The organism is Halovalidus salilacus (assembly GCF_031852275.1).
GTDB lineage: Archaea > Halobacteriota > Halobacteria > Halobacteriales > Natrialbaceae > Halovalidus > Halovalidus salilacus.
On the sequence record NZ_CP134700.1, the window covers coordinates 851279 to 877538 of the forward strand.

The following is a 26260-nucleotide window of genomic DNA, read 5'->3' on the forward strand; positions in this document are numbered from 1 at the left end:
ACTCGCTCCTCGAGCGACTCGAGAGCTCGTTGGTCGGGCGACTCGAGGGCTCGCAGGTTGCGGCCGCGTTCGGCGACAGATCCCGTTTCGGAACTCCCGTTCGATACCGGGTTCGGCCGAAATCGCCCCCGAGTCGCCCTCGCTTTCGCGGCTCCCAGTAGTATCGGAATTCGGAACTTTCGGAACCGGGGTTCCGACGCTTATTGGGTGAGGCCTCCACGACCTGCGTATGAGACAGCGGGGCTCACGGACGACGAATTCGAACGAATCGCATCACCCACCGAACCCGCCAGCGGCCGAACTGGACCTCGAGCCGGGGTTGACGCTGCTCGAGGTGCCGTCGCCGCGGTCGGCGATCGTTCACCGGATCGTTTGCGACCGGCTCGCGGCCGCATCCCGGAACGAAACGGCGTACTGGATCGACGCCCGGAACACCGCCTCGACGCACGCGCTCTACGAGTGCGCCTCGAGCCGTCGCGTCCTCGACGGCCTCCGGGTCGCCCGGGCGTTCACCGCCTACCAGCACCACTCGCTGGTGCGGGAGGTCGCGCGGGCGGCGGGGCCGCGAACGGGCCTGATCGTGGCGCCGAACGTCGCCGACCTCTACCGGGACGACGACCTCGCCGAGTGGGAGCGCGAGGACCTCCGGGCGGCGGCCCTCGAGACGCTCGCCGAACTGGGGCGGGTGCTCGAGGTTCCGGTGCTGGCGACGACGGCCCGGGACGACGACGCGGCGGTGATCGCCGAACACGCGACGACGGGGCTCGAGTGCGTGCGGACGCGCGAGGGGATCCGACTCGAGCGGCGGGACGTCGGTGGCGGCGGTCGCGGCGCCGACGGTGCCGAGGGAGACGGCGATGACGACGGCGAGAGCGACGACGACCGATCGCTCGCGACGGCCGGCTACTGGCACGGCCCGTACTGGCAGACGACGATTCCCTACTGGGTCGAGGTGTGCGGGGCCGCCGAGTCGCCGGGTCCCCACCCCGCCGCCATCGCCGCCGCGTACGGGTGCGAGTCCGAGTACGCGCGGGGCCTCGGATTCGGACCCGAGGCGGAGGACCGGATCGGAACCCGGACCGACCCCGAGGTGACCGTCTGATGGGGCGGACGAACCCCACCTACCGGAACGCGATCCGGCGCCTCGAGCGCGAGTGGCACCCCATGGGCGAGGCACTGCGGCGGGAGTACCGGGACGACTTCGATCGGCTCTTCGACCGGGCGCGGGAGTTCGCCGACGCGGCGGGCTACGCCAACCCGCCGGATCCCGAGCGGGCGTTCCTCCTCTCGCTGCTGCTGGCCCACGAGGTCGAGTTGCGGCGGCTGGAGTCGCGGCTGGAGCACCTCGAGGCCGCCGCGTCTCGCGAGGCGCTCGAGGCGGACCGATCGTCGACGGGTCCGACGGAAGCGGACGAGCGCCGCGACCCGGACGCGAACAGGGGTGAGTGATCGTGTCCGATACGCCGGACTCGAGTCCGTACACCTTCGAGTTCGACGTCGACGGCGGGGCCGTCAGGGAGTGGCACCTGACCGACGACGGCGCCGAACCGCGCCTCGTCGACGACTACGCGCCCTCCCTGTTCGCCTCCGGGCCGGACGACGCGCTGGCCGACCTCCGCGAGCGCCTCGAGTCCGATCCGAAGGTGCTGGGGACCCGGTGCGAGCGGTGGGCGACGAATCTCCACGAGCACCACCGGGACGAGCGGACGCGGCCGCTGCGGGTCGACCTCGAGCGCGTCGACGAGGTGTACGCGCTCGCCCGGGAGGTCCGGGGCGTTCACGAGCGCGAGAACTACGCCCCCGGGACCTTCCGACTGTTCGACGTCGACCTCGACCCGGGGTTTCGCTACTGCCTCGATCGGGGGCTCGATCCGACGCCCGCCCGGGACCTGCGGACGCTCGAGGTGACCCTCGAGGAACCGGCGCTGACGAATCGGGATCTCTCGGCGCTGCGGATCGACGGTGAGCCGGTTTCGACGCTCGTTTCGGGCGCCGGCGATCCGGCCGACGTCGACGTCCTCCGGGCCCTGCACCGGCGCCTCGAGCGGATCGACCCCGACGCGCTCGTGCTGAGCCGCGCGGACCTCGTGCCGATCCTCGAGGGGGCGGCCGAGGCGTGCGGCCTCGACGAAGGGGAATTCCACCTCGGTCGCCTCCCGGGGTGGACCCGGATCGCGGGCGCGAACACCTACGAGAGCTACGGGCAGGTGGGTCACTCGCCCGCACGGTACCGCGTGCCGGGCCGGGCGATCGTCGACCGCTCGAACAGCTTCCTCTGGCACCAGTCGGGACTCGAGGGGATCCGCTACATGGTCGCGAAGACCGGCCGCCCCCTCCAGGAGGCCGCCTGGGGCTCCATCGGCACCCTCCTCACCTCGAGACAGATCCGCCTCGCCCGGGAGGAGGGCGTGCTCGCGCCGTGGAACAAGTGGGAGCCCGAGCGCTTCGCGGACGTCCGGACGCTCCACGACGCCGACCGCGGCGGGTTCACGTTCGCCCCCGAGGTTGGCTTCCACGAGGAGGTCCACGAGATCGACTTCGCCTCGCTCTACCCCCGGATCATCCGCGAGCGGAACGTGAGCCCGGAGACGGTCGACTGCGCGGACCTCGGGTGCCCACGGCCCGCGAGGGACCGCGTCCCCGGCCTCGAGTACGAGATCTGCGAGCGCGAGGGCTTCCTCCCCGAGGTGCTCGAGGGGTTGCTCGCCGACCGCGCCGAGCGAAAGGAGCGGCTGGCGACCGAGGCCGACCTCCCCGACGACGAGGCGGCCCGCCTCCGGGCCGAGTCCGGGGCGATCAAGTGGGTGCTCGTCTCGTGTTTCGGCTACCAGGGCTACCGGAACGCCAAGTTCGGCCGCATCGAGTGCCACGAGGCGATCAACGCATACGCGCGCGAGATCGCCCTGGAGGCGAAAGCGCGCCTCGAGGCCGGCGGCTGGCGGATCGTCCACGGCATCGTCGACAGCCTCTGGGTGACGCCCGACCCCGACCGCGACGGCGACCCCGAACCGCTCGCGGCGGTGACCGCCGACGTCTCCGAGTCGGTCGGCATCCCGCTCGAGCGCGACGGGAGCTACGAGTGGGTCTGCTTCGTGCCGCTGCGCGAGTCGGGGGGAAGCGGTGGTTCGACCCAGGCCTCCGACGCGAACTCGAGCGCGGCCGCCCGCCCCGGCGCGCTCACCAAGTACTTCGGCAAGCGGCGAACGGAGGAGAGCGACGACGAACGCGGCGACGGAGTCGGAAACGAGGGCGGCTCGGACGAGCGCGCCGACGGGAACGAGGGCGACGGGAACGTGGACGGGGACGGAGGCGGGGGCGGAGAGGGGGACGACACCGACGCTCGGTACAAGTTCCGGGGCCTCGAGTGCCGCCAGCGGAGCACCCCGCCGTTCGTCGCCGACTGCCAGCGCGAGTTCGTCGAGGCGCTGGACCGCGAGCGGGATCCGGCGGCCGTCTGCGACGTCCTCCGGCGCCGACTCGCCGACCTTCGGGAGGGCGCGATCGACCCCGCGGAGCTGGTGATCACGTCGCGCGCCTCGAGGCGCCTGTCCGAGTACCGCCAGCGGACGCGGACGGTGGCGGCCCTGCAGCGGTACGAGCGCCACGGGGTCGACCGCCACCCCGGGCAGTCGGTCGAGTACGTCGTCGTCGACGACGAGCGACGCGGGCCCGAGCGCGTCCGCCTCGCGTTCGAACTCGAGGGGGCCGGCGACGGTGCGGCCGCGTTCGACGCCCCGCGGCGGGCCTACGACGCCGACTTCTACGCCGACCTGTTGATCCGCGCCTGCGAGAGCGTCGTGTCGCCGCTCGGGTGGACGCGACGACGGATCCGTCGGTACCTGCGCGACGGGCACGCGGTTCGGCTGTCGACGTTCGCCGAGTGAGGCGGCGGTCGCGAATCGCGACCCCGTTCGCCGACCGTGACGGACGTCGTGGACCGCGACCGAACCGCCGCCGGCCGACGGGTCGCGGTCCATCCCCGCCGCGACCCGTCACAGCGCGCCCCCGTTCGAGACCCGTCATCACCTCCGTCAGTGCTGTTCGGCCGACGTTCTTCCCGCTGGGCGAATCGAGCGCTACCTTTACCCGCCTCCGCGGCCTCTTTGGCGAACAGCACTGTGATGGTTTCCTCGACACGCCCGGTTCGGTCGCGACGCCAGCGAACTCGGTGCGGAGCGACCGTCTGCGGGGCAGGGACCTCGAACGCGTGCGGCTCGCCCCCGCTCGCGGCCGGGCCCGACGGGCTAGAGGGTGCCATCGATCCGTCCGATTCGCGTTCGCACACGAGCGGCGAATCCGGACCAGTCGCGATACCGGTCTCACATCGCCGCGGACGGCCGAGCCGCGTCCGGCGACGGGCCGCCGGAGCCGCCGCTCCCGCACCACCGTCCGCACCACTCCCACCCCGACCCCCGTGACCACAATGCACTCGAACCTCACCAGATTCATGTCAAACTCAGTCGACATCCTCCTCGTCGAGGACAATCCCGGCGACGTCCGACTCACCGAGGAGGCGTTCAAGGACGGCCGACTCGCGAACAACCTTCACGTCGTCACCGACGGCATCGAGGCCCTCGACTTCCTCTACCAGCGCGGCGAGTACGAGGACGCCCCGCGTCCCGACCTCGTCCTGCTCGACCTCAACCTGCCGCGAAAGAACGGCGACGAGGTGCTCGAGGACCTCAAGGACGACACCGAACTGGCCTCGATCCCGGTGATCGTGCTGACCAGTTCGAAAGCCGAGGAGGACATCGTCACCTCCTACCAGTTGCACGCGAACGCCTACCTGACGAAGCCGGTCGATCCCGACGAGTTCGTCGACGTCGTCCAGTCGTTCGAACGCTTCTGGCTCGAGATCGTCTGCCTGCCCCCGGAGGAAGCATGAGCGAATCCGACACCGGCCTCGAAGAGGAGGCCGACGCCGAAACGGAGACTAAAAGCGACGTCGAGGCCGACGCCGACCGGTTCGCGACCGACGGTCACCAGATCCTGCTCATCGAGGACAACCCCGGCGACGCCCGCCTCATCGAGGAGATGCTCCGCGAGTCGGACGAACTCAGCCAGCGGATCGACTCGAGCGTGTCGGGGGAGACGCCGACGGTGCGCAACGAGCAGCGCCTCGAGAAGGGGCTCTCGACGCTCCAGTCGACCGACGTCGACGTCGTCCTGCTCGACCTCAACCTCCCCGACAGCACCGGCTTCCGGACGCTCGAGGTGGTGACGGAGGCGACCGACCACGTCCCGATCGTCGTGCTGACGGGGCTCTCGGACCAGCAGGCCGGCATCCAGGCGATCCAGCGCGGGGCCCACGACTTCCTCGTCAAGGACGAGGTGACGAGCACGCTGCTCGTCCGGACGATCCACCACGCGATCGAGCGCGCCCGTCAGGAGCGCGAGCGCCTGGAGCGCCGGCGACAGATGGAGGCGCTCAACCGCCTCAACCGGATCGGCCACGACATCACCCACGCGGTCATCACGACCGAGACGCGCGCCGAACTCGAACAACGGGTCTGCGACCGCCTCGCGGCCTCCGACGCCTACCGCTTCGCCTGGATCGGCGAGGTGAATCCCGGGAGCAACGAGGTCGTCCCCCGGGCGGCCGCCGGCGTCGAGGACGGCTACCTCGAGGAGATCGAAATCACCACCAGCGACGGCGAGACCGGCAAAGGGCCGACGGGGACGGCCATCCGAACGGGCCAGGTTCAGATCACCCACGACACTCGATCCGATTCGAACTACGAGCCGTGGCGCGAGACCGCGGCCGAACACGGCTACCGCTCCTCGGCGGCGATCCCGATCATCTACGAGGACCTCGTCTACGGCTCGCTGAACGTCTACTCCGAGATGTCGAACGCCTTCACCGGGCCGGAGACGGCCGTCCTCGCGCGGATGGGCGACGTAATCGCCCACGCGATCACCGCCCTCGACCGCAAGGACGCGCTGGTGAGCGACGCCGTCGTCGAACTCGAGTTCCAGATGGACGACATCGCGGAGCCCCTGCTCGAACTCACGCGCGACGAGGAGGGCGCGACGATCCGCTTGGAGCGGCTGATCAGGGGCGACGAGACCCTGCTGGCCTACGGGACCGCGCGCGAGGTCTCACAGGAGCGACTCGAGGAGGCGGTCGCCGAGACCGAGGGCCTCTCGGACGTCCGCTTTCTCACCGGGGGCGGCGACGAGTACGAATTCGAACTCGTCGCGCCGATCGCCGTCTCGCTGTTCGAGACCGTCGCGACCCACGGCGGGCGCGTCCAGTCGGCGACGGTCGCCGACGGCGAGTTCCGCTTCGTCGTCGAACTCCCCCGGGGTCGGGACACGCGCCAGCTGATCGAACTGATCCAGGAGCGCCACGCCGATATCACCTACATGGCCCAGCGCACCCGCGAGCGGACCTCCTCGGACTCGAGCCCGCGGTCGGTCCTGGATCGGCGCCTGACCGACAAGCAGCGGGCGGCCCTCGAGACGGCCTACTTCGCGGGCTACTTCGACTGGCCCCGCGGCAGCACGGGCGAGGAGATCGCCGAGCGCCTCGGCATCTCGCCGGCGACGTTCAACCAGCACCTCCGGACCGCCGAGCGGAAGTTCTTCGACTCGCTGTTCGAGGAGGAGCGGCGACCCGACGGGGAGTGAACGGCGATCCTTCGAGGGGAATTCGTGACCGATACGCGCGATTCGACGGACGACACCCGTGATTCGGCCTCCGGCGCGGGAGCGAACGCCGCTCGAGACGCCGACCCCGAATCGGATTCCGACGCGGCCGGTGGGAGTTCCGACGCCGCGGGGTCCGACGTCGCCCCCGACGCTCGCTCGAGTGCCGCCGGTGGGACCGACCGGGATCTCGAGACCGTCCCCGAACCCGATCCGACCGAACCGACGTCCGACACGGGGTCGGTTTGGCGGCGCAAACGCGTCCAGTGCGACTGTTGTGACACGTCCGTTCCCGCCGCGACGTACCGAGAGCACCTGCTCAAGGAGTGTCCCGGCGTCGACTGACCGTCCGTCAGTGAAAAACGGCTCGACGCTCGTACCGGTCGATTTCGCCCGATCAAGCGGGGGCTGAGGCTCTTCACGCCGTGCCTGTGACCGCACAGGCCGACCGAGCGGTCGGAAATAACTAATTTCAACGACGCCGTAATTATCAGATCAGTTATCGTCCGAGTGAACCGTCGATAGCGCTATAGGGGGCTCCTGAGGAGTGGCCACCATGGACGATCACAGTCCGATTCGGAACTCGAATTCGACCGCCGAGGCGAACTCGAGCGGTTTCTCCACCACGATTTCTGCGTCGCTCCCCTCGATCGCCGTCGTCGAAGCGATCGCCCGGCAAGAGGGCGTCGACCCGGTCGATCTCACCCCGCCAGACTACGAGTTACTTCGCGACGTCGTCGATCCGGACGCGCTCGACGCCCTGTGTTCGCGATCCGACGGTCGAAAGACGACCGTCGAGGTACGCTTCTCGTTCAACGGCTACGAGGTCTCCGTCGCGGGCGACGGCTCGGTCGCGGTCCGCCCCGACCCGACCGATCGGTCGCGGACGGCGACGCGGTAGTCGCGAACTCGATCCGCCGTCGGGCTCCGTTTCGGTCGGCCGCCGACCGAGTTCGGGCGATCACCTCTCCTCGACGTGTCGGATCTCGGCGGCGATCCCGCGCGTGCTCTCGGCCATCTCCCGGCCGAACATCTCCGCGCGGCCGACGCCGAAGGCCTTCGGCCCCTCGACGACGACCTCGTCCCCCACCCGGATCTCCTCGTCGGCGTCGACGACGCCCGGCGCGAGGACGCTTCCGTGGGGGACGAAGCCGTCGATCTCGACCCGCTTGACCGGCGCGTCGCTCTCCACCCAGCGCTTCGCTCCCTCGAGGGTGAACGAGAGCGTGCCGTACTGGGGCACCATCGTCGCGAGCTGGGTGTCCTCCGCGTCTCGGACCTGGATCTTCGGGTAGCGGCTGGTGGTCCGGATCTCGTCGAACAGCTCGTCGCCCGCGCCGTCGCCGAGCAGGTAGTCGGCGATGGCGCGGACGGTGTTGTGCTCGCGCTCGCGCTTGCTGTACTTCAACTCGCCCGAAAGCGCCGACGAGAGGTTCGCGAGGGCCTCCTCGTCGGTCGGGTGGCCGCCCTCGGGAACGGTGTAGGTCACGTCGAGGTCGCCGTCCCACGACTCCTCGACGCGCTCGACGATCTCGCGGTAGCCCTCGTCGGGGACGTGGGCCACGACGTACGGGTACGCATCGGCGTTGCGCTCGAGGTACCGCCGCAGCACCTCGGCGACGAACCCCTTCTCGTCCTCGGACCAGCGGCCCGTGACGACCGTGTCGTAGTGCTGGGCCGGGTAGGTGGTCTCGAGTTCCTGGGGGACGACCCCGATGGGGCTCGTCATCGAGACGAGGTGGGCGCGCCACCGGATCGCGTCGTGAAACTGCTTGTGGCTCTGGGACTCGCTGTAGGGCTTCTTCGCCGAACAGGGGGCGAGCACGAGCGGATTCGAAAAGCGGTTGCGGTAGCGCGTCGTCACCCGGTCGGCGAAGCGCTGGATCTCGACCCGCCGGAGGGTGTCCTCCGTGGCGGCGTTCAACTCCGACTCCCGGAGGATCGGCGTCCGCTCCTCGAGGTAGCCCCACTGATCGTCGAGCGTGCGCATCGCCGCCGTGAGCCACTGCTCGTGGCGGGCTTGCCCCTCGAGGTAGTCCCGAAGCCGGCCGTCGCGGATCCGTCGACGGACGGTCGCCAGTTGCGCCCGCAGGGCGTTCTCGTTGTGCTCGGCGCAGTCCTCCCGGGTGAACTCCTCGCGGGGTTTCCGACAGGCCGGACACGCGCAGGGCAGTTCCTCGAGGTCCTCGAGGTAGTACTCGCCCTCGGCGGTGAGGTACTTGCCCTGCGTGCCCTTCACGACGGCCTTGGCGGCGTCGAAGAGGTCGACGCCCGCGTAGGCGAGCGTGGCGACGTTTCGGGGGGTGGCGACGCCCGAGAAGTACAGCGCGGTGTCCGCGGGGATCGCCTCGCGGACGGTCACGACGGCCTCGACGAGCGCCGCGCCGTGACCCATCACCGACCCGGCGTCCGAGACGAGGTAGGCGTCGGTCCCCTGCTCGGACGCGCCCTCGCTCGAGACGACCGCGACGCTGGGGTAGTCGACGTCGGGGTGGTCGACGGCGAACGATTGCCGCACCTCGGGCGCGGTACCGCCGGGGAACGCCCGGTGGGGCAGGACGGTGAGCGTCGACTCGTCGCCCGCGGGCACCTCGCGGTCGGCCGCCCAGAGCGACCCGGCGTCGGAGACGACGTCGTCTACGAGCGCCGGCGTCGTCCGGGGCGTCTCGAGGCGGAGTTCGCCCACGCGCGCGGCCCCGTCGCGCGCGTGCACTTCGAAGTAGTCGGTCATACCCGATATGGGCAGGGGAGCGCGAAAGAGGCTGTCGATAGCGGGCCACCGCGATCGGTGGGACCCTCGAGTTGACGGGGTCATCGGTACGATACTAATTATCGCACCGATGACTTCGAGCGGACCCGCTCGGCCGCTCGAGTACCGATCGTCCCGTCCGGAACCCGGCCCGTCGCGGCGCTACGCTCGCTCGAGGAATCGCGCCCTCGCCGAGGTGTGCCCGCGGTTGAACGAGAGGATCTTGAGGCGGATCGCCTCGGTCTCCTCGAGGTCGTCGGGAACGTCCTCGACGAAGACGACGAAGCCCTCGATCCGGCACATGGCGTGTCGCTCGCCGGAGTGGTGGGTGGTGAACTCCTCGACGACGGCCACCCGTTCGTCGCCGAGGTCGACCGGGGGATCGCGCTGTCGGGCCTCCTCGTGCCGTTCTAGCGATCTCCGCCGGTCGGTCGCCCGCTCGCTGCCGGTTCGCGCGAGCAGCCACGCCGCGATCGCGACGGCGGCGACGAGCGCGGCGAGCGCGACGAGGCCGAGCGACGCCACGTCTACCATGATGACTCCTGCTCGCATCACCCTCTTACGCGTTCTGGTCTGCGCCGGGCCGCGTCGGCGGTCGGGCCGCGCTCGCGCGACGGAGTCGGGCGCGTTCGCGCGGCCGACGTACCGGTACCGGCAGCCGTTTGCCACCGCCGCTCGAATCGAGGGTATGACCGTCGACCTCGACGACCTCGACAGGCGGATCCTCGACCGGTTGCAAGACGACGCCCGCAACAACACGGCCACCGACATCGCCGCGGAGGTCGACGTGACGGCGAACACCGTCCGAAATCGCATCCGGAACCTGGAGGAGTCGGGGATCGTCGCCGGCTACGTCCCCCTCATCGACTACGAGCGGACCGAGAAGTCGCTGCACGTGCTGGTCGAGTGTTCGGTGCCGGTACCGGACCGGGGCGACCTCGCGCGGACGGCGCTGTCGGTCGACGGCGTCGTCGCCGTTCGCGAACTGATGACCGGTCGGCGAAACGTGCGGATCGAACTGGTGGCCGAGGAGACCGACGAGATCACCGCGGCGGTCAATCGGTTGCAGGAACGCGGCCTCGTCGTCGAGGAGGAGAACCTGGTCAAGGCGGCCCACCTCCAGCCGTTCGACCACTTCGGCACAGTGTGACCGGGTTTCGGAGCGACCTGGTTATCTGCAACGCCAGTTCGGAAACCGAAACTCACGACCGGTTCGTTTCGGTATCGGTTGGAATCTGCGACACCCTTTTACCCCCCGTGGGCGTGGTTTCACCGTGAGCAACCCTTCCATCGGAGTGACTGACGGATACGACGGGGCTGCGAGCGCCGTCGTCGTTCGAGCGGTGGCGGCCCACCGAGGCGTCGAACCGACGGCGCTGCCGCCGCTGTACGAGTGGGTCGATCCCGACGCGCTCGACGCCCTGTTCGCGCCGACGGGGCGGGGCGTCCGTCGACGCGGGGGCGTCGAGTTCACCTACGACGGCTCCGCGATCGCCGTCTCGATCGACGACGGGATCGACGTCGAAATCGACGGCGAGTCGGTCTCCGAGCCGGATCGGTCGATGATCGGAGCCGACTCGGGCGCCGGCGCGCGGTCCGACTCGTAACCGAGCGACGACGTTCCTCCGTTTTTTCACCGGCGAGCGCGAGCGGTCGCTACTCGCCGCCGAACGTTACCCCGACAGATCGATCGTCTCCACCCGATCGGGGACGCGCTCGAGCACGCCGTCGGGCCAGCCCCGGTGACCGAGCGCGAACTCGCTGTCGGGGTTCGCCTCGACGAGACGGGCGACGCCCTCGGCGGCGGCCTCGAGGGCCGCCCGGTCGGTCCGCTCCGGAACTTCGGCGGTGAGCGGGTAGCTCTTCGAGAGCGCCCGCGGGAACGGGCCGAACGGCGGCTGGACGCGCCACGACTCGTCGTACTCGTCGCCGTTCGCGGGCGCACCCTCCGTGAGGAACACCGACTCGGGAACCGCGAGGCGCTCGAGGCGCTCGTGGTGGCGCACCACCTCCGGCCGGCGGGCGCTCTCGTGGGAGACGGAGAAGAACGCGCCCTTCGAGACCGGATCGCTCCGCTCGAGCTGGTCGGCGTGGTCGAGCAGCGTCCGGTAGCCGTCGAGCATCGCGGGATGGGCGCGGGCGCGGTGCTCGACGAGTTCGAGGAGGGTTCCGCTGCGGATCGCCTGTTTGATTCGGCGAATCTCCTCGAAGGTGACGTGGAGGTTGTGGGCGGCGAGTTCCGACTCACGCTCGTCGTCGGGCAGGGCGCGGAGGTCGTCGGGCGAGTACTCGGTGCAGATCGGACACGAACAGGGAAAGTACGCGAGGTCCTCGAGGTGGCGGGTGCCGCGGACGGTGAGGTAGCGGTCGTCGCGGGCGTAGAGGGCGTACGCCGCGGAGTCGAAGAGGTCGCAGCCGAGCGCGACGGCGAGGGCGAACATCATGGGGTGGCCGGCGCCGAAGAGGTGGACCGGCGCGTCGGCGCCCAGGCCCCGCTTCGCGGCCGCCACGACGTCGACCATGTCGTCGTACCGGTAGTCGTTCATCAGGGGGACGACCGCCCCGACGGGGAAGACGTCGAGGTCGGTCCCGTCGGCGTGACGCCCGGCCTCCTCGCGCAGGTCCGGGTAGGTCGAGCCCTGGACCGGCGCGTTGACGAGCATGTCGCCGACGTCGACCGTTTCGGCGATCTCGAGGCGCTCTTTCGTGGTCTCGAGTTCCTCGCGGGCCCGCTCGCGGGGGACGTCGGGCGGCGTCGGGATGTCGACGGGGGTGCCGACGTCCGAGCCGATCCGGCGCTGAAAGTCGAGGATCTCCTCGGTGGTGACGGTGATCTCGCCGTACTCGGAGAGTTGAAACGACCCGGAGTCCGTCATGATCGCGCCGGGGAAATCGAGCACGTCGTGGAGGCCCTCCTCGAGGGCGCGTTCGCGGAGGCCGTCGGTCTTGTGAACGATGTAGGAGTTGGTGATGAGGATCTCGGCGCCGAACTCCTCGGCGAGCCGCCGGGGCGCGATCGTGTCCAGATTGGGGTTGATGACCGGCAGCAGGGCCGGCGTCTCGACGGTGACGCGCGCCCTAGGGACGGTGAGTTCGCCGATTCGACCGGCCGCGTCCGTCCGCGTCACTTCGAAGTGCTCGCGCATCACCCGTGTGTTCGTGAGCGCTCCGGTAAACGTTCCGTTCCGTGGCGGGATCCCGTCGTCGGCCGCGAGTGCAAGCACAACGTCGATCCCCCTCGGGCGGCATCGAGCGAGCCGCACAACGGCGGTTACGGCCGACCTTCGGTGATCGCCCTCGGAGACCGTTTCGCGCCTCTAACAGTGGTTTTCTTCGACACAACGCTGTAACAGTCACCTCGTTTTAGCCCGATGGTAGTAGTAGCCTTCGAGCGCATGGTTACACGATCACAGACGATCGGTGTCGTCGTCGCTGCCCTGTTGGTCGCGCTCTCGGGGGGTCCTGCCCTCGCGGGTGCATCGACAGCTGCCGACGCGGACACCGGAGACGTGAGCACGAGCGGTACGATCGAGAACGCACAGGTCGAGACGGTCGAACTCGAGAACGCGACGGTCGAGAACGTCACCATCGAGGAGATGAACGTCGAGCAACTCGACGCCGACGCCGAACAACTTCAAGGCGGCGTCGAGAGCGAGAACGCCTCCAACGCTTCCAACGTGACGGTCTCCAACGTGACGCTCGAGTCGCTCGAACTCGAGAACGTCTCCGCCGAGGAGCTCGAAGTAGACGGCGAGAACGTGACGGCCGACGAGGAGACCGACAACGTCTCCGTCCAGGAGGCCACCATCGAGACGATGGACGTCGAGCAACTGTCCATCGAGAACGTCTCGATGAGTGAAAACGAGACGGTCGGCGAAGAGAATATGACGGCCGAAGACGATAACGACACGGCCGAAGACGATAACGACACGGCCGAGGTCGACGCCGACCAGGAGTTCGAACAGGTCACGATCGAACAGTTCGACGTCGACGAGGTCACCATCGAGTCGGCGACCGTCGGATCGGTCGAAGAGGGACTCGAGGACGAGAACGCCACGATCGGCGAGGACGAGAACGCCACGGCCGAAGACGAGAACGCGACCGACGAGAACGAGACCGAGATGGACGGCGAGACCATCTCCGAGGTCTCCGCGTCGTCGATCACGATCTCCAACGCGACGGTCGACACGGTCGGCTACGAGAACGTCTCCGAACTCGAGGACGGCGAGATGAACGAGACGGCGGACGCCGAGAACGCGACCGACGAGGTCGACGAAGCGGACAACGAATCCTCGTAGAACGGCCGTTCGCTCCCTCGTTGTTCGAGGGTGCACCCACGATCAACTCTTTTTCCGCCGCCGACGAACTCGGTCGATGGATCGGTACTCGTGGGTGACGTCCGCATCGAACGCGTACGTGTACCGTCCCCGCTGTGGTGTGGGTGGTCGATCATTCCACCGTGACAGTTCGCGTCGCGCGCTCACTCGGCGAACAGTCGGTAGTACGAGATCGCGAGCACCGTCCGTCCGTCGCGAATCTCGCCGGCGGCGATGGCGTCGGTGAGGGCCTCGAGCGTCGATTCGCGCGCGCGTATGCTCTCGTTGTGATCCAGTCGCTGCTCTCCCGTCGGCCGACAGCCGCGGGCGACGAAGACGTGCAAGACGCTATCGGCGATTCCGTTCGCCGGTTCGACGGTGAGCAGCGGCTCGACGGTCCCGGCCTCGTAGCCGGTTTCCTCCGCGAGTTCGCGGCGGGCGGCCGACTCGAGGTCGTCGTCGTCCGGTTCGACGCCGCCGACGGGCAGGCCGTAGCTGACACGGGAGACGGCCTGGCGCCACTCCTCGATGCAGACGAGTTCGCGTTCGACCCCCGACTCGGACCCGATCCCGTTCCCGCCTCCGCTACCGGCGGCGGTAAACGGGATGACACAGACGCTCGGATCGTCGGAGAGGTAATCGAAATCGGTTTCGGTGCCGTCCGGAAGTCGAACGGACTCGTTAATGACGTCGAATCCCGGGCAGGAATAGGCTACTCGGCCGTCGAGGGTCTCCCAGGCGAGTTGATCCGCGGGCATGACGGCCGCTTGGACGTCAGGGTGCAAAAGCGCCGCGTCACGTCGGACGGTCGCCGATTCTGGATCGGGGTGGCTAGGTCGACGCTTCTCCGCCGGCTCTCCCCTTCGTAATCTGTCTCCGCGTCGGCGTGTATCCGCTCTATAACAAAGCCACGAATCGGTGAAGTTCGGGACTCAGAGGGTGATCTATGGATCAGCTTACAGGCTTCCAACGCGACCTGCTGTACGTCATCGCCGGGAAGGATCGACCGTCGGGCCAGGAGATCCTCGACGACATCAACGACTACATCGATCAGCCGGTCACCCACGGTCGGCTGTATCCGAACCTCGACGCGCTCGTCGAATCGGATCTCGTCGAGAAGGGACAGATCGACCGACGAACCAACTACTACGCGCTGACGCCGAAAGGGCGGCGCGAACTCCAGAAGCGCCAGGAGTGGGTCAATCAGTACGTCGACGTCTAAGTCGGTCCACTCCGTCGGCTCGCGCTCGGTCCCGAACGACGAAGCCGGAGACCGAGACCGAAACGGGGACCGAGACAGCGTCGATAGCGATGGAGACCGAGGCGGCGTCGCCGGCCGTCGGCGGCGGCTCTGACGTCGACTCGCCGCTACGCCGGCGTCGGTGAAACCGGGGGAAGGACTGGGTACGAACTCGGCGGTAACTCGTCCGAGCGTCGCGTCTCCCGATCGCACGGCGAACTCGTTCTCACCGCGACTCACCCCGAATCCTCGAGGTCGACGAGCGTCCGGCGATCGGCGGATGACCGCGCCGGTCGCCGCTCCCCGACCGTTCCCTCCTCCGGGACGAGCGCTACCCCGTCGCGACTGCTGGGGTGGGCCGGGCCGGGGAGCGCCTCGAGGGGGTTCAGTCGTCTTCTAGGGGCGGTCGGGATCAGTCGTCGGCGGTGGCCGATTCGTGCTCGCCGTGACTGCGGTTGCCGTTTTCGGCGGTTTCGTTTCCGCCGGACTCGTCGGTGCCGTTATCGGCGCCGTCGTCGCTCTCGGACGCTTCGCCGTCGTCCGTCTCGGATTCCCCGGCGGTGGACTCGTCGACCTCGGTCCGTTCACCGTCGACGGCCTGGAGCGTCTCGAAGGATCGATCTTCCTCGGCGTCGGTCGCGTCGTCGGCTTCGAAGTAGCCGAACGCGTAGACCGTGTACGCTCGATCCTCCTCGAGGGAGACGTCGATCGTCTCGGCCGGTTCGGGCTGCTCGATCGGGCCGTCGAGACCGCCACCGCCGTCGGTCTCGTTTCCGTCGGTCTCGTTTCCGTCGGTCTCGTTTCCGTCGGATTCGTTTTCGTCGGTCTCGTTCTCCTGGACGAACGACTCCTCCGAGACCTCGAGGCCGCCGTCCGTCTCGTTGACGCTGGCGTTGCTCTCGTTCGAGTCGCTCTCGTCGGATCCGTCCGAGAGCACGCCGTCTTCGTTCTCGGTCTCGTCCGCCGGGAAGAGGGCGAGTTCGTCCAGGTCGGGTTCGACGCCGCGGTACCCCGACGGCATGGGGAACGAGACGTCTTCGAAGATGACGCGGCCGGTGTCGGCCTCGGCGACGTCGACCGCCGGTGCGTCGGGGGACGCGTGGACCAGGCGGAGACTCGCCGTCCCCGACTCGACGTCGTCGGGCCCCTCGTCGGCGAGAACGAGGACCTCGAACGTACCCTCGGCGTCCGCACCTGCATCCTCTTCGTCGTCCACCGTCTCGAGGCCGACTCCCTCGTCAGTTTCGTTTCCGCTGGTTTCGTTTCCAGCGGTCTCGTTCCCGTCGGTCTCGTTTCCGTCGGTCTCGTTCTCGGTGTCGAGGGCCGACTCGTTCTCCTGGACGAACGACCCCTCCTCCGAGACCTCGAGATCCCCGTCGGTCTCGTTGGCGCTAGAGTTGCTCTCGTTGGCGCCCGTATCGCTCTCGTTGTTAGCGCCGGGGTCGTCCTCGGCCTCCGCACCGCTATCCGCGTCCGTCGGCTCTCCTTCGAGTTCGCCGACGGCCGCGGCGGTGTAGTAGCCCTCATCGACGACGATCGAGTTCTCGTAGACCACGGCTTCCTCGTCGCCGGCCTCGGTGATCGTCAGCGAGTACGTGTCGGGGACGATGTCGAGGTACGGCGAAAGGTCACCGTACTGAACGTCCGTGAGCACCGCCTGGCCGTCGACGTAGACGTCGACGGCCGGCGCGTCGGGTGAGAAGTGACCGACCCGGATCGCGCCGAGTTCCTCGTCGTCCGCGGCCGCGTCCTCGTCGTCCTCCTGTGCCCGCGCCAGCGCCGTTCCGGTCAGGGCCGATCCCGCGCCGAGTACGCCGATCGTCTTGATTGTCGATCGTCTAGATAGCGTCATACTACGATCGGAAGCGGGGGCGACGACGGGAAAAACGGGGTGGTCAGTTACCCCGGTTGTCGACCTGTTTACTTCGGTTTCGCGCCGTAGCCCGGCCGTACGGGTTCGAAATCGTCCCCTACTCGTTGATTTCTCGCCGGCTACTCGCCGGTCTCGAGCGACACCCGGTCGAGGTCCGCCTCGAGGTCGTCGACGTACTCGTTGAACGAGTCGACGAACGCCGCGACGTCGGGGGCGAGTCGTTTCACTTCGGGGGCCGACGCCGGCCCGTACTGGGAGACGAGGTAGGTACCGTCGGAGCCGCCGACCCGGAGATACGCGGCGGCCTCGCCGTCCCACTTCAACTCCCAGCGGGTCCCCGAGACGGTCGTCGCGTACGTGCCGTACTCGCCGTCGTAGCGGTAGAGTTCGCCGGCCATCGCGTCGGCGACGCGTCGAATTCGCTCGACGATCCGGTCGCGCTCGGCCACGAGCGAGGCCGTCGAGGCCACCTCGGGGAACTCGTCGGGCGTCTCGTCGAGGATCCCGTCGAGGTCGGCGACGTACGCGTTGTACGACTCGACGAAGGCGTCGTAGTCAGCCATCGCCCGCTCGAGCGCCTCCGGTTCCGGCGGCTGCTTGCTCGAGACGACGTAGACGTCGTCGCCGGACCGGGGCTCGTACCGGAGGTAATCGACGTCGCCCGCCTCGTACTTGAGCGTCCACGCGCCGGTCTCGGTGTCGAACGTCTCGCCGCCGTAGTCCCCGCCCTGGAGGATCGCGAGTTCGCGGGCGATCTCGCCGGCGTGAGCGCGCACCCGCGCCGCCAGGTCGTCCCGCCTGTCCGCGATCTCGCCCGTTCCGTCGACGTCCCGCTCGAGGCCCTCTGTCATCCCGCGGAGGGAGGGGGCGTGCACGGGTAACGGTTGCGGGTCGGTCGCCGTCGCCCCGACCGAGTGCCGTGATCGACGTCGCCGATCGACGATTGAACGACCACCGACTCGAGTGCACGTTCGGTCGACGTATCGGGCCGGCGTCCGAAACGCTTAAGACCTACTATGGCATTTGGTAACAATGTACATGCCAACGAGTGAGGCGCTCCTCCCCTCGGTGACGCTCCGACCGATCGACTCGATTCCGTCAGACGCCCCCGTCAGACACGTCGACCAACTCGACGAGCGGGCGCTGGAGCAGTTCCTGGCGCTCCGCTCGGGGACGTCGATCGATCCCGGAGAGGCGTCGCTCGAAGCGGGTGAGGTGATCGTCTTCACCGACTACTACCGCGTCGAACGCGACTGAGCGTCGGCGCTCGGTCGGGTCGCTTCTCCGTTCTCAGGATCGGCGAGCGGGCCGGCGGTCCCGGAGTACGGGACGTATCGAAGCCGTTTTGCCCCGCCCTCGTCTTCGGACACGTATGGACAGCGGCAGCGACATGACCCTCGCGTTCGAACTCGAGGCGCTGAAGCAGGTGGCCTCGCCGGAACGCGTCTTCGAGGACGCCCGCACGTGGACGGAGTACATCGGCGTCGTATCGGAGAAACCGACGTACGTCGTCACGAACTTCACGCGCAAGAACCGCGTTCGCCAGGACTTCTTCTCCGGTCCCCGGGGCGTCGAGGAGAGCCTCCGGAACGTGAAGGTGCAGTTCGACACCGACCGGTACGTCTACATCGGGGCGACCGAGGAGGACGAGGCCATCGCCGAGGCCGTCGACTGGGAGTACCTCGACATCGAGGACGCCGCGGAGGCGGCCGACTGGATGCTGGCCTCCGAGACCGAACCGGACGAGGACGACGCCGACGCCGTCCGCGACGACTGGCCCTGATTCCGCCCGCCGTCCTCCCGTTCCCCTTCGCGCTCCGATTCTTCCCTTCGCCGTCACCGCCGCGAGTCGACTCGAGTCGTCGCCCTTTTGGCTCGAGCGCCCCAAGAGCGGTCGATGGCAACGCCCCGCGTCCCGGGTGAGCGCGACCGCCTCGAACTGCCCTGCGGGGAGTTCGTCGACCCGCACGAGATCCACCTCGGCATGCGCGACTACGCCTGCGCCTGCGGCGAGGACCACGCGGTCGTCCTGGACGTCCACCCGCCCGCCCGCTTCTTCCCCGAGTCGTTCGTGGCGGTCCTCCGGGAGACGATCGAGACCGAAGACGAGTTCGGCGAGTTCGGCACGCCCCACCTCATGGGCGTCGCGATGGAGGAGTTCCCCCAACGAATCGTCGTCCACGACGCCTCCGGCGACGGCGCCGTCGGCTACGCCCTCCTGTGGATCGCGGACTTCGACTCGAGACGGCTCCACGAGATCCTCGTCGAACTCGTCGTCGAACTGATGGAGCACGCGATCAGCCACGCCGAGGACGACGACGCCGTCACCGAGTTCGAGTCCCAGATGCTCGAGTTCGACGTCGGCGCGTTCGTCGAGGAGTACCGGTCGGTCCGAAACTTCGAGAGCGAGCACGATCGCCCCGCCTAACGATTCGAACACAGCCGCACAACGATCCCGTTTCGAGGCCGGTCGGCGGGGTGGCGTAACCGGCGGAAACTAGCGTCCTCGAGGTCCCTCGAGCGGCGCCTGCGTCCCGTCATCGCCGTTGCCGTCATCGCCGTTGCTGTCTTCGCCGTCGTCGCCACCGTCGGGCGCCGGTGCCGATTCTAACTTCCGTTCGGGATTCCCGTCGACGCGGTCGAGCGCGCTCTCGATGCCCTCCGCGAGGAGTTTCGCCGGAATCAGCGTCCGGTCGTCGAAGTCGCCGGGCTCGGTCGATCCCACGAGGAGGATGCCGTGGTCGCCCATCGGGACGTGGGCCGTGCGCCGGATCTCGCTCTCCCCGCTCTCGAGGCGCTCGCCGCGGACCCGGTCGTCGCTTCCGCCGTACGTTTTGAGCTCGCCCTCGTCGTAGGCCTCCCAGGCGAGGCTCTCGCCGGCCTCGACGACTGGAACGTCGCCGAGGGCCGCTTCGGTCCGCTCGGAGACGGCGACGGGGGCGAGCCCCTCGATCTCGTCGTCCCAGAGGTAGACGGCGGTGATCGACCAGCCGAAGAGGGTCCTGGCGACCTCGAGGGCGGTCGCGGCGACCACTTCGGCCTCGGGGGTCGGACCACCTTCGGCCTCGAGGGTGGGTCCGTCTTCGCCCCCGGTCCGGTCGCGTCGGCGGTCGGCGTCCGATTTCGGCTCCGACGCGGGGTCGCGGAGCACGCCGACGGTCCCCTCGAAGGAACCGTCTTCGTCGACGGCGACCGCGAGGGTCGCCTCCGCGGGGAACGGTTCGCGTTCCGGAGCCGCGGGATCGATCGTCAGTTCCAGGGTGTCGCTCCGCCGCGAGTCGTCCTCGAGCAGGTCGCGGACGAGGCGTTCGCCCGCCTCGACGGATTCGGGCGAGAAGAACTCGGCGTAGTGTTCCCCGAGGAGGTCCTCCCGCGACGCGCCCAGGCGCTCGGCGAGCGCGTCGTTCGCGACGTCGACGCGACCCTCGTCGTCGAGGACGAACATGGGGTCGTCGGCGTGCGCGACGAGCGTTCGGAACCGCTCGACGTCCCGCTCGAGCTGGCGCTGTTCGGTGACGTCTCGGTAGAGCTGGTACTCGAAGGTGTCACGGCCCATCCGGGTGGTGACTTCGCGCACGAGGAACTCCTTGCCGTCGGGCGAGGACTGCTCCACCTCGCGGGTCGTGACCGTCCCCGGTTCGATATCGCCGGGCTCGAGTGCGGGGTCGTCGCCGTCGGACTCGATCGAGGTCTGGAGCACCTCGCCGATGAGGGCGTCCCGCGCGTAGCCGAACTGGTCCTCGAAGGCGCCGTTGACCGCGAGCACCTCGCCGTCGGGTCCGGGTTCCGTGAGGGCGACGCCGTCGGAGACGGCCTCGAACAGCGGCTGGAACAGCGCCGAGAAGAGTGATCGCTCGCGCAGGCGCACGTGCTCGGTTCCGGTGCGCGAGATGGTCGTCGCCACGAGGGAGGCGAGGACGCGCAGGATTCGCACGGCGTCGCCGTCGAAGGCGTTCTCGTGCGTCGAGACGACCTGCAGGACGCCGATTTCGCCGACCGGGACGGAGACGACGGAGCTGATCGCCGACGCCGGCGGCTCCACGTTGTACGACTCCCGGATCGGGTCCGTTCGCTGCGCCTCGTCGGCGGTGAACGACCGCTTCGCGATCGCCCCGCCGGCGCTGTCCCGGATGAACGCCAGCCCCTCGCCGGTGCCGACCGCTTTCACGACGGCCAGGTCCGCCTCCGAGCGCGTGGACGCCTGGGTGTTCATGTCGGCGAACATCGCGCAGCCGGCGGCCTCGAACACCGAGTCCATCGTCTCCACAGCGATCGCGACCGCCTCGGCCGGATCCGTACACGACTCGAGGGCCGACTCCACCTCGAGCAGGCCGTCGAGTCGGTGGCCGTCGACCGCCCGCGCCGCGTCGGCCTCGAGCGCTCGCGCGACGGTGTCGAGCAGGCGCTCGAGGGCGTCGTCGGCCGACCGGGGGACGTAGCCGTCGACCCCGCTCGCGACCGCGTCGCTGGCGAGGGACTCGTCTCCGTCGGCGTACAGTACGAACGGGCAATTGGGGGAGCGGCCCCTGACCCACTCGAGCAACGCGAGTCCGTCCGTCTCCTCGAGGCGCTGATCGCTGATCACGCAGTCGACCGCGCCGTCGTCGAACAGCGATCGACACCCGGCGGCGGTCGGGACGGCCTCGATGGAGACGCCGTCGAGTTCGGAGAGCGCGTCTCTCACCCGCTCTCGACGGCGTTGGTCGGAACTCACGTAGACGACGTCGAACGAACCGGTGACGTGCGGGCGGGATCCAACCATCTCGTCTGATGCGTGAGATGGCCGAGCGAGCGTATAAGCGGTTTGGCCGGTTCGCACGGTTTGCCGGTTTCCCGACCGTCGCGGGTCACCGGTCGATCGTCGGTCTCTCGCGGGTCACCGGTCGATCGTCGGTCTCTCGCCGGTTGCTCGTCGGTTTACCACGGGTTATTCGCCGGGTATCGCACCGTTCCGGCTCGTTTCTGTCCCGTTCGCTTGGTCACAACGCATCGAAGCGCGGTTCACGTCGGACCCTCGGGCTGACTCGAGCGAGCCGCCGCTCTGGCGGGCGTGCGGGGCCGCTCGAGCGTGGATGCCGGTCGTCCGCGTCGGTCACGCGAGCGGCCGATTCGAATTTCGCAATTCGATTTCGAGTTTCGTACTATTTCGTGGGGCTTATTACGATGTGCGAACTTCGGAGGGATAGAGACCAATGAGTACGGAACACGACGGCGGAGACGCCACGGGGGACGGACGCACCATCCTGTTGATCGGGAGCGGCCCGATCCAGATCGGGCAGGCCGCGGAGTTCGACTACTCCGGCGCGCAGGCCTGTCGGGCGCTCCAGGAGGAGGGCGCTCGCGTCGTCCTGGTCAACTCGAACCCGGCGACGATCATGACGGACCCGGAGATGGCCGACCGGGTCTACATCGAACCGATCACGACCGAGGCGATCGCCGAGATCATCCGGAAGGAGCGCCCGGACGGGGTCATCGCCGGCCTGGGCGGCCAGACCGGGCTGAACGTCACCGCCGAACTCGCCGAGGAGGGCGTCCTCGAGGAGTACGACGTCGAGATCATGGGGACGCCGCTCGACACCATCTACGCCACCGAGGACCGCGACCTGTTCCGCCAGCGCATGCAGAAGATCGGCCAGCCCGTTCCGCGCTCTACCACCATCTCCCTCGACGAGGGCGAGTCGGTCTCGGAACTGACCGAGGACGACCTGCGCGAGCGCGTCGAGGACGCGGTCGAGGAGGTCGGCGGCCTCCCCGTCATCGCGCGCACGACGTACACGCTCGGCGGCTCGGGGTCCGGGGTCGTCGGGGAGATGGAGGAACTGCTCGAGCGCGTCCGCAAGGGGCTGCGCCTCTCGCGGAACAGCGAGGTCCTGATCACGGAGTCCATCGCGGGCTGGGTCGAGTACGAGTACGAGGTGATGCGCGACGCCGACGACTCCTGCATCATCATCTGCAACATGGAGAACATCGACCCGATGGGGATCCACACCGGGGAGTCGACGGTCGTCACGCCCTCCCAGATCGTCCCCGACGAGGGCCACCAGGAGATGCGCACCGCCGCGCTCGACGTCATCCGCGAACTCGGTATCCAGGGCGGCTGTAACATCCAGTTCGCCTGGCGCGACGACGGCACCCCCGGCGGCGAGTACCGCGTCGTCGAGGTGAACCCCCGCGTCTCCCGCTCCTCCGCGCTCGCCTCGAAGGCGACCGGCTACCCGATCGCCCGCGTCACCGCGAAGGTCGCCCTCGGCAAGCGCCTCCACGAGATCGAAAACGAGATCACCGGCGAGACGACCGCCGCCTTCGAGCCCGCGATCGACTACGTCGTCACCAAGGTGCCCCGCTGGCCCAAGGACAAGTTCGAGGACGTCGACTTCGAGCTGACGACCGCGATGAAGTCGACGGGCGAGGCGATGGCCATCGGCCGCACCTTCGAGGAGAGCCTGCTGAAGGCGCTGCGCTCCACCGAGTACGAGCCGAACGTCGACTGGGCCGAGGTGAGCGACGAGGAACTCGAGGAGCGCTACCTCGAGCGCCCGTCGCCCGATCGCCCGTACGCCATCTTCGAGGCGTTCGACCGCGGCTACACCGTCGAGGACGTCGTCGAACTGACGGGCATCTTCGAGTGGTACGTCGAGCGCTTCGAGCGCGCCGCGGCGGCCGTGCGCAACGCCGCCGAGGGCGACTTCACCGAGGCCGCCATCGCCGGCCACACGAACGCGACGATCGCCGCCACCGCCGGCACCGACGTCGGCACCGTCGAGCAGGAAGTGCCCGGGCGCACCTACAAGCAGGTCGACACCTGCGCCGGCGAGTTCGAGGCTCAGACGCCGTACTACTACTCCTCGCGCAAATCGGAGTTCGAGAAGGGCCCGCTCGAAGGCGCGGCGGCGGCGGGCGAACTCGAGGTCGACCGCGACGTCGAGAGCGTCGTGGTCGTCGGCGGCGGCCCGATCCGCATCGGCCAGGGGGTCGAGTTCGACTACTGCGCCGTCCACGCGATCCAGGCGCTTCGCGAACTCGGAATCGACGCCCACGTCGTCAACAACAACCCCGAGACCGTCTCGACCGACTACGACACCTCCGACGGGCTGTTCTTCGACCCGATCACGGCCGAGGAGGTCGCCGACGTCGCCGAGGCGGCCGGCGCCGACGGCGTGATGGTCCAGTTCGGCGGCCAGACGTCGGTGAACATCGGCGAGCCGCTCGCCGATGAGATCGACCGTCGCGGCCTCGACTGCGAGATCCTCGGCACCTCCGTCGAGGCGATGGACCTCGCGGAGGACCGCGACCGCTTCAACGCCCTGATGGACGAACTGGGCATCGCCCAGCCCGACGGGGGCACCGCCTTCTCGAAGGAGGAGGCCCTCGAGCTCGCCCACGAGATCGGCTATCCCGTGCTCGTCCGTCCGAGCTACGTCCTCGGCGGCCGCGCGATGGAGGTCGTCTACGACGACGAGGAACTCGAGCGCTACATCGAGGAGGCCGTCCGCGTCTCCCCGGACAAGCCGATCCTCGTCGACGACTTCCTCGAGGACGCGGTCGAACTCGACGTCGACGCCGTCTCCGACGGCGAGGACGTGCTGATCGGCGGCATCATGGAGCACGTCGAGAGCGCCGGCGTTCACTCCGGCGACTCCGCGTGTATGATCCCGCCGCGCTCGCTCGGCCGCGACGTCAACCGCCGCGTCCGCGAGATCGCCGAGGACATCGCCCGCGCGCTCGAGACCGTCGGGCTGCTCAACATCCAACTGGCGGTCACCGGCCTGAACGACCCGGACGAGGAGCCCGAGGTGTACGTCCTGGAGGCGAACCCGCGCTCGTCGCGCACGGTACCGTACGTCTCGAAGGCCACCGGGGTACCGATCGCCAAGCTGGCGGCGAAGGTGATGGCCGGGGCCACCCTCGAGGAACTCGACGTCCACGAGCAGGTACCGGAACAGGTCTCGATCAAGGAGGTCGTCCTGCCGTTCGACCGCTTGCCGGGGTCGGACCCGCGTCTCGGCCCGGAGATGAAGTCGACGGGCGAGGTCATGGGCACCGCCGATACCTTCGGTAAGGCCTACGACAAGGCCCAGGACGCCGTCGGCAAGCCGATCCCCGAATCCGGCACCGTCGTGATCGACCTCTCGGCCGACGAGTTCCCGGACCCCGACACCGAGGAGGGCGAGGCGCTCGTGGCGGGCTTCACGGCGTACTACGACCTCTGCGAGGAGGTCGACCTCGCCCAGGCCGTCCGCGAGGGCAAGGTCGATCTCATCATCTCGCGCGACCGCGACCTGCTCGAGGTCGCCGTCGAGGAGGAGATTACGTACTTTTCCACCGAGCAGTCGGCGAAGGCGGCCCTCGAGGCCCGCGAGCACAAGGACGAGGACATCGACGTCCAGGCGGTGACGGACCGTCCCCAGCGCGACGAGTACTGGGGCCAGCCCAAAAGCGAGTGAGGGCGCGACGGACGCGCTCGAGCCAGTCCGACGGCGTCGACCGAATTTCGTTCAATTTAAGCGTTCCTCTGTTCCCCCGAGAGCAGCGTTCAACCTCCAGTACTGCCTCTCGATCAGTTACGTTTTTGTAGACGTACATCCATGGCTGACAGCGGGGTGAATAGCATGCGAAGAGATATCGATGGCGTTCTGTATCGAGTTTCTCGTACGGTGGCCGCGTTCGACAGACACGATTTCGTGCTGACCGCGATCCCGCTCGCGTTCGTGGGCGCCGCTATCGTCGGTAAACTGCTCGCGATCCCCCTCGAGGTGGCGGTCTTCGTCGGCTTCCTGATCGCGGCGCTCGCGATGATCGACGGGCTCTTTCTCCATCCTCCCTCCGGATTACAGCGGAACTGACCGCACCCGATCGAGTTCGGTCTCGTCCGTACCCGGACGTGATCTGTCGACGTCGGTCGACGCGCTCGAGGATCGCCGGCGTCCCGCCGGATTCGGTCGGCTCGCGACCGACGCTGCATACGCCGGCCAACTTCTATTGCCGTCGCCGGTGACGATACCGCCGGATCATGGGATCGACAGTCAAGGTCATCGAACTCGTCGGCAACTCGAGCGAATCGTGGGAAGACGCCGCGCAGAACGCGCTGAACGACGCGGACGAGACCCTCGAGAACATCACCGGTATCGAGGTCGAATCGCAAACCGCGGAGATCGACGGCGGACAGATCGATCAGTACCGGACGACCCTTCACGTGGCGTTCGAACTGCAGCGCTGAGCGGGAGTCGGACGGCGATACGGTTGCGGTTCTTTTCGATCGGTGACGGTCGCCGATTGTCGGTCCGCGCACTCCTCGAGTACTCCGTTGACCGACTGAGGTGCGAAGTCTTTCACGTGTCTCTTTTTCAATCGGTGACTGCACGTCGAACGTATCGACGAACGAAGACACGACGAAAGCCCTCACCGCCCTCGCGGCCGCTCAGGCGGATATCCTC

The 26260-nt window shown here is 68.5% G+C and carries 24 protein-coding genes; 17 read left to right on the forward strand and 7 right to left on the reverse strand.

All coding sequences use genetic code 11. The annotated features are described in order from the left end of the window. Window positions 1–229: 229 nt before the first annotated feature. The 7 genes from RJT68_RS04210 (at window position 230) to RJT68_RS04240 (ending at window position 7549) form a co-directional block, all read left to right on the forward strand. Window positions 230–1102 (forward strand): hypothetical protein, encoded by an 873-nt coding sequence (locus RJT68_RS04210; RefSeq protein ID WP_407039122.1) that lies wholly within the window; start codon window positions 230–232, stop codon window positions 1100–1102. Then, a complete protein-coding gene (locus RJT68_RS04215; RefSeq protein ID WP_407039123.1) occupies window positions 1102–1449 on the forward strand; it encodes a hypothetical protein in 348 nt (115 codons plus the stop codon). Before RJT68_RS04210 ends, RJT68_RS04215 begins: the two co-directional genes overlap by 1 nt. A gap of 2 nt (window positions 1450–1451) precedes the next feature. Continuing rightward, the gene (locus RJT68_RS04220) at window positions 1452–3884 is read left to right on the forward strand and encodes a DNA polymerase domain-containing protein (protein ID WP_407039124.1); all 2433 of its coding nucleotides are present in this window, start codon (window positions 1452–1454) and stop codon (window positions 3882–3884) included. A gap of 563 nt (window positions 3885–4447) precedes the next feature. Further along, on the forward strand, window positions 4448–4885 hold the full coding sequence (locus RJT68_RS04225; RefSeq protein ID WP_407039125.1) for a response regulator: 438 nt from the start codon (window positions 4448–4450) through the stop codon (window positions 4883–4885). Then, window positions 4882–6630: a bacterio-opsin activator domain-containing protein gene (locus RJT68_RS04230; RefSeq protein WP_407039126.1), complete on the forward strand. Its 1749-nt coding sequence runs from the start codon at window positions 4882–4884 to the stop codon at window positions 6628–6630. Before RJT68_RS04225 ends, RJT68_RS04230 begins: the two co-directional genes overlap by 4 nt. A gap of 24 nt (window positions 6631–6654) precedes the next feature. Continuing rightward, on the forward strand, window positions 6655–6993 hold the full coding sequence (locus tag RJT68_RS04235; protein WP_407039127.1) for a hypothetical protein: 339 nt from the start codon (window positions 6655–6657) through the stop codon (window positions 6991–6993). Between the two features lie 211 nt (window positions 6994–7204). Beyond that, complete coding sequence (locus RJT68_RS04240; protein WP_407039128.1) at window positions 7205–7549, forward strand: HalOD1 output domain-containing protein; 345 nt, start codon at window positions 7205–7207, stop codon at window positions 7547–7549. 60 nt (window positions 7550–7609) lie between these two features. On the opposite strand, the gene arcS is transcribed toward RJT68_RS04240, so the two are convergent. Together arcS and RJT68_RS04250 are read right to left on the reverse strand one after the other, a co-directional pair. Continuing rightward, window positions 7610–9379, reverse strand: coding sequence for an archaeosine synthase subunit alpha (gene arcS, locus RJT68_RS04245; RefSeq protein WP_407039129.1), 1770 nt, complete (start codon window positions 9377–9379; stop codon window positions 7610–7612). A gap of 180 nt (window positions 9380–9559) precedes the next feature. Next, the gene (locus tag RJT68_RS04250) at window positions 9560–9931 is read right to left on the reverse strand and encodes an RNA-binding protein (protein ID WP_407039130.1); all 372 of its coding nucleotides are present in this window, start codon (window positions 9929–9931) and stop codon (window positions 9560–9562) included. 154 nt (window positions 9932–10085) lie between these two features. On the opposite strand from RJT68_RS04250, the gene RJT68_RS04255 reads away from it, so the two are divergent. Then, window positions 10086–10547, forward strand: coding sequence for an Lrp/AsnC family transcriptional regulator (locus tag RJT68_RS04255; RefSeq protein WP_407039131.1), 462 nt, complete (start codon window positions 10086–10088; stop codon window positions 10545–10547). A gap of 124 nt (window positions 10548–10671) precedes the next feature. Next, window positions 10672–11004 (forward strand): HalOD1 output domain-containing protein, encoded by a 333-nt coding sequence (locus RJT68_RS04260; protein ID WP_407039132.1) that lies wholly within the window; start codon window positions 10672–10674, stop codon window positions 11002–11004. Window positions 11005–11070: 66 nt separating this feature from the next. On the opposite strand, the gene tgtA is transcribed toward RJT68_RS04260, so the two are convergent. Then, complete coding sequence (tgtA, locus tag RJT68_RS04265) at window positions 11071–12543, reverse strand: tRNA guanosine(15) transglycosylase TgtA (RefSeq protein WP_407039133.1); 1473 nt, start codon at window positions 12541–12543, stop codon at window positions 11071–11073. Window positions 12544–12792: 249 nt separating this feature from the next. On the opposite strand from tgtA, the gene RJT68_RS04270 reads away from it, so the two are divergent. Beyond that, the gene (locus RJT68_RS04270; RefSeq protein ID WP_407039134.1) at window positions 12793–13695 is read left to right on the forward strand and encodes a hypothetical protein; all 903 of its coding nucleotides are present in this window, start codon (window positions 12793–12795) and stop codon (window positions 13693–13695) included. Window positions 13696–13877: 182 nt separating this feature from the next. Here the strand turns inward: RJT68_RS04270 and RJT68_RS04275 are convergent, their stop codons facing one another. After that, window positions 13878–14471, reverse strand: a complete 594-nt coding sequence (locus tag RJT68_RS04275; protein ID WP_407039135.1) for an NUDIX hydrolase — start codon at window positions 14469–14471, stop codon at window positions 13878–13880. Window positions 14472–14659: 188 nt separating this feature from the next. Here RJT68_RS04275 and RJT68_RS04280 point away from each other — a divergent pair, with 188 nt between their 5' ends. Further along, window positions 14660–14935: a PadR family transcriptional regulator gene (locus tag RJT68_RS04280; protein ID WP_407039136.1), complete on the forward strand. Its 276-nt coding sequence runs from the start codon at window positions 14660–14662 to the stop codon at window positions 14933–14935. Window positions 14936–15365: 430 nt separating this feature from the next. Here the strand turns inward: RJT68_RS04280 and RJT68_RS04285 are convergent, their stop codons facing one another. Continuing rightward, a complete protein-coding gene (locus tag RJT68_RS04285; protein ID WP_407039137.1) occupies window positions 15366–16805 on the reverse strand; it encodes a DUF4397 domain-containing protein in 1440 nt (479 codons plus the stop codon). 140 nt (window positions 16806–16945) lie between these two features. Continuing rightward, complete coding sequence (locus RJT68_RS04290) at window positions 16946–17677, reverse strand: hypothetical protein (protein WP_407039138.1); 732 nt, start codon at window positions 17675–17677, stop codon at window positions 16946–16948. A 187-nt stretch (window positions 17678–17864) separates the two neighbouring features. On the opposite strand from RJT68_RS04290, the gene RJT68_RS04295 reads away from it, so the two are divergent. From RJT68_RS04295 to RJT68_RS04305, 3 genes are all read left to right on the forward strand, one after another. Next, window positions 17865–18083 (forward strand): hypothetical protein, encoded by a 219-nt coding sequence (locus RJT68_RS04295; protein WP_407039139.1) that lies wholly within the window; start codon window positions 17865–17867, stop codon window positions 18081–18083. A 115-nt stretch (window positions 18084–18198) separates the two neighbouring features. Then, window positions 18199–18609 (forward strand): DUF7124 domain-containing protein, encoded by a 411-nt coding sequence (locus RJT68_RS04300; protein WP_407039140.1) that lies wholly within the window; start codon window positions 18199–18201, stop codon window positions 18607–18609. A gap of 114 nt (window positions 18610–18723) precedes the next feature. Beyond that, window positions 18724–19254 carry a DUF5815 family protein gene (locus tag RJT68_RS04305; protein ID WP_407039141.1) on the forward strand — a complete coding sequence of 177 codons (531 nt, stop codon included), beginning with the start codon at window positions 18724–18726 and terminating at the stop codon, window positions 19252–19254. 69 nt (window positions 19255–19323) lie between these two features. Here the strand turns inward: RJT68_RS04305 and RJT68_RS04310 are convergent, their stop codons facing one another. Beyond that, a complete protein-coding gene (locus tag RJT68_RS04310; protein WP_407039142.1) occupies window positions 19324–21588 on the reverse strand; it encodes a PAS domain S-box protein in 2265 nt (754 codons plus the stop codon). 430 nt (window positions 21589–22018) lie between these two features. Here RJT68_RS04310 and carB point away from each other — a divergent pair, with 430 nt between their 5' ends. The 3 genes from carB (at window position 22019) to RJT68_RS04325 (ending at window position 26043) form a co-directional block, all read left to right on the forward strand. Continuing rightward, the gene (carB, locus tag RJT68_RS04315; protein WP_407039143.1) at window positions 22019–25270 is read left to right on the forward strand and encodes a carbamoyl-phosphate synthase large subunit; all 3252 of its coding nucleotides are present in this window, start codon (window positions 22019–22021) and stop codon (window positions 25268–25270) included. Window positions 25271–25480: 210 nt separating this feature from the next. Continuing rightward, on the forward strand, window positions 25481–25669 hold the full coding sequence (locus tag RJT68_RS04320) for a hypothetical protein (protein WP_407039144.1): 189 nt from the start codon (window positions 25481–25483) through the stop codon (window positions 25667–25669). 167 nt (window positions 25670–25836) lie between these two features. After that, window positions 25837–26043, forward strand: a complete 207-nt coding sequence (locus RJT68_RS04325; protein WP_407039145.1) for a dodecin family protein — start codon at window positions 25837–25839, stop codon at window positions 26041–26043. Window positions 26044–26260: the final 217 nt, after the last annotated feature.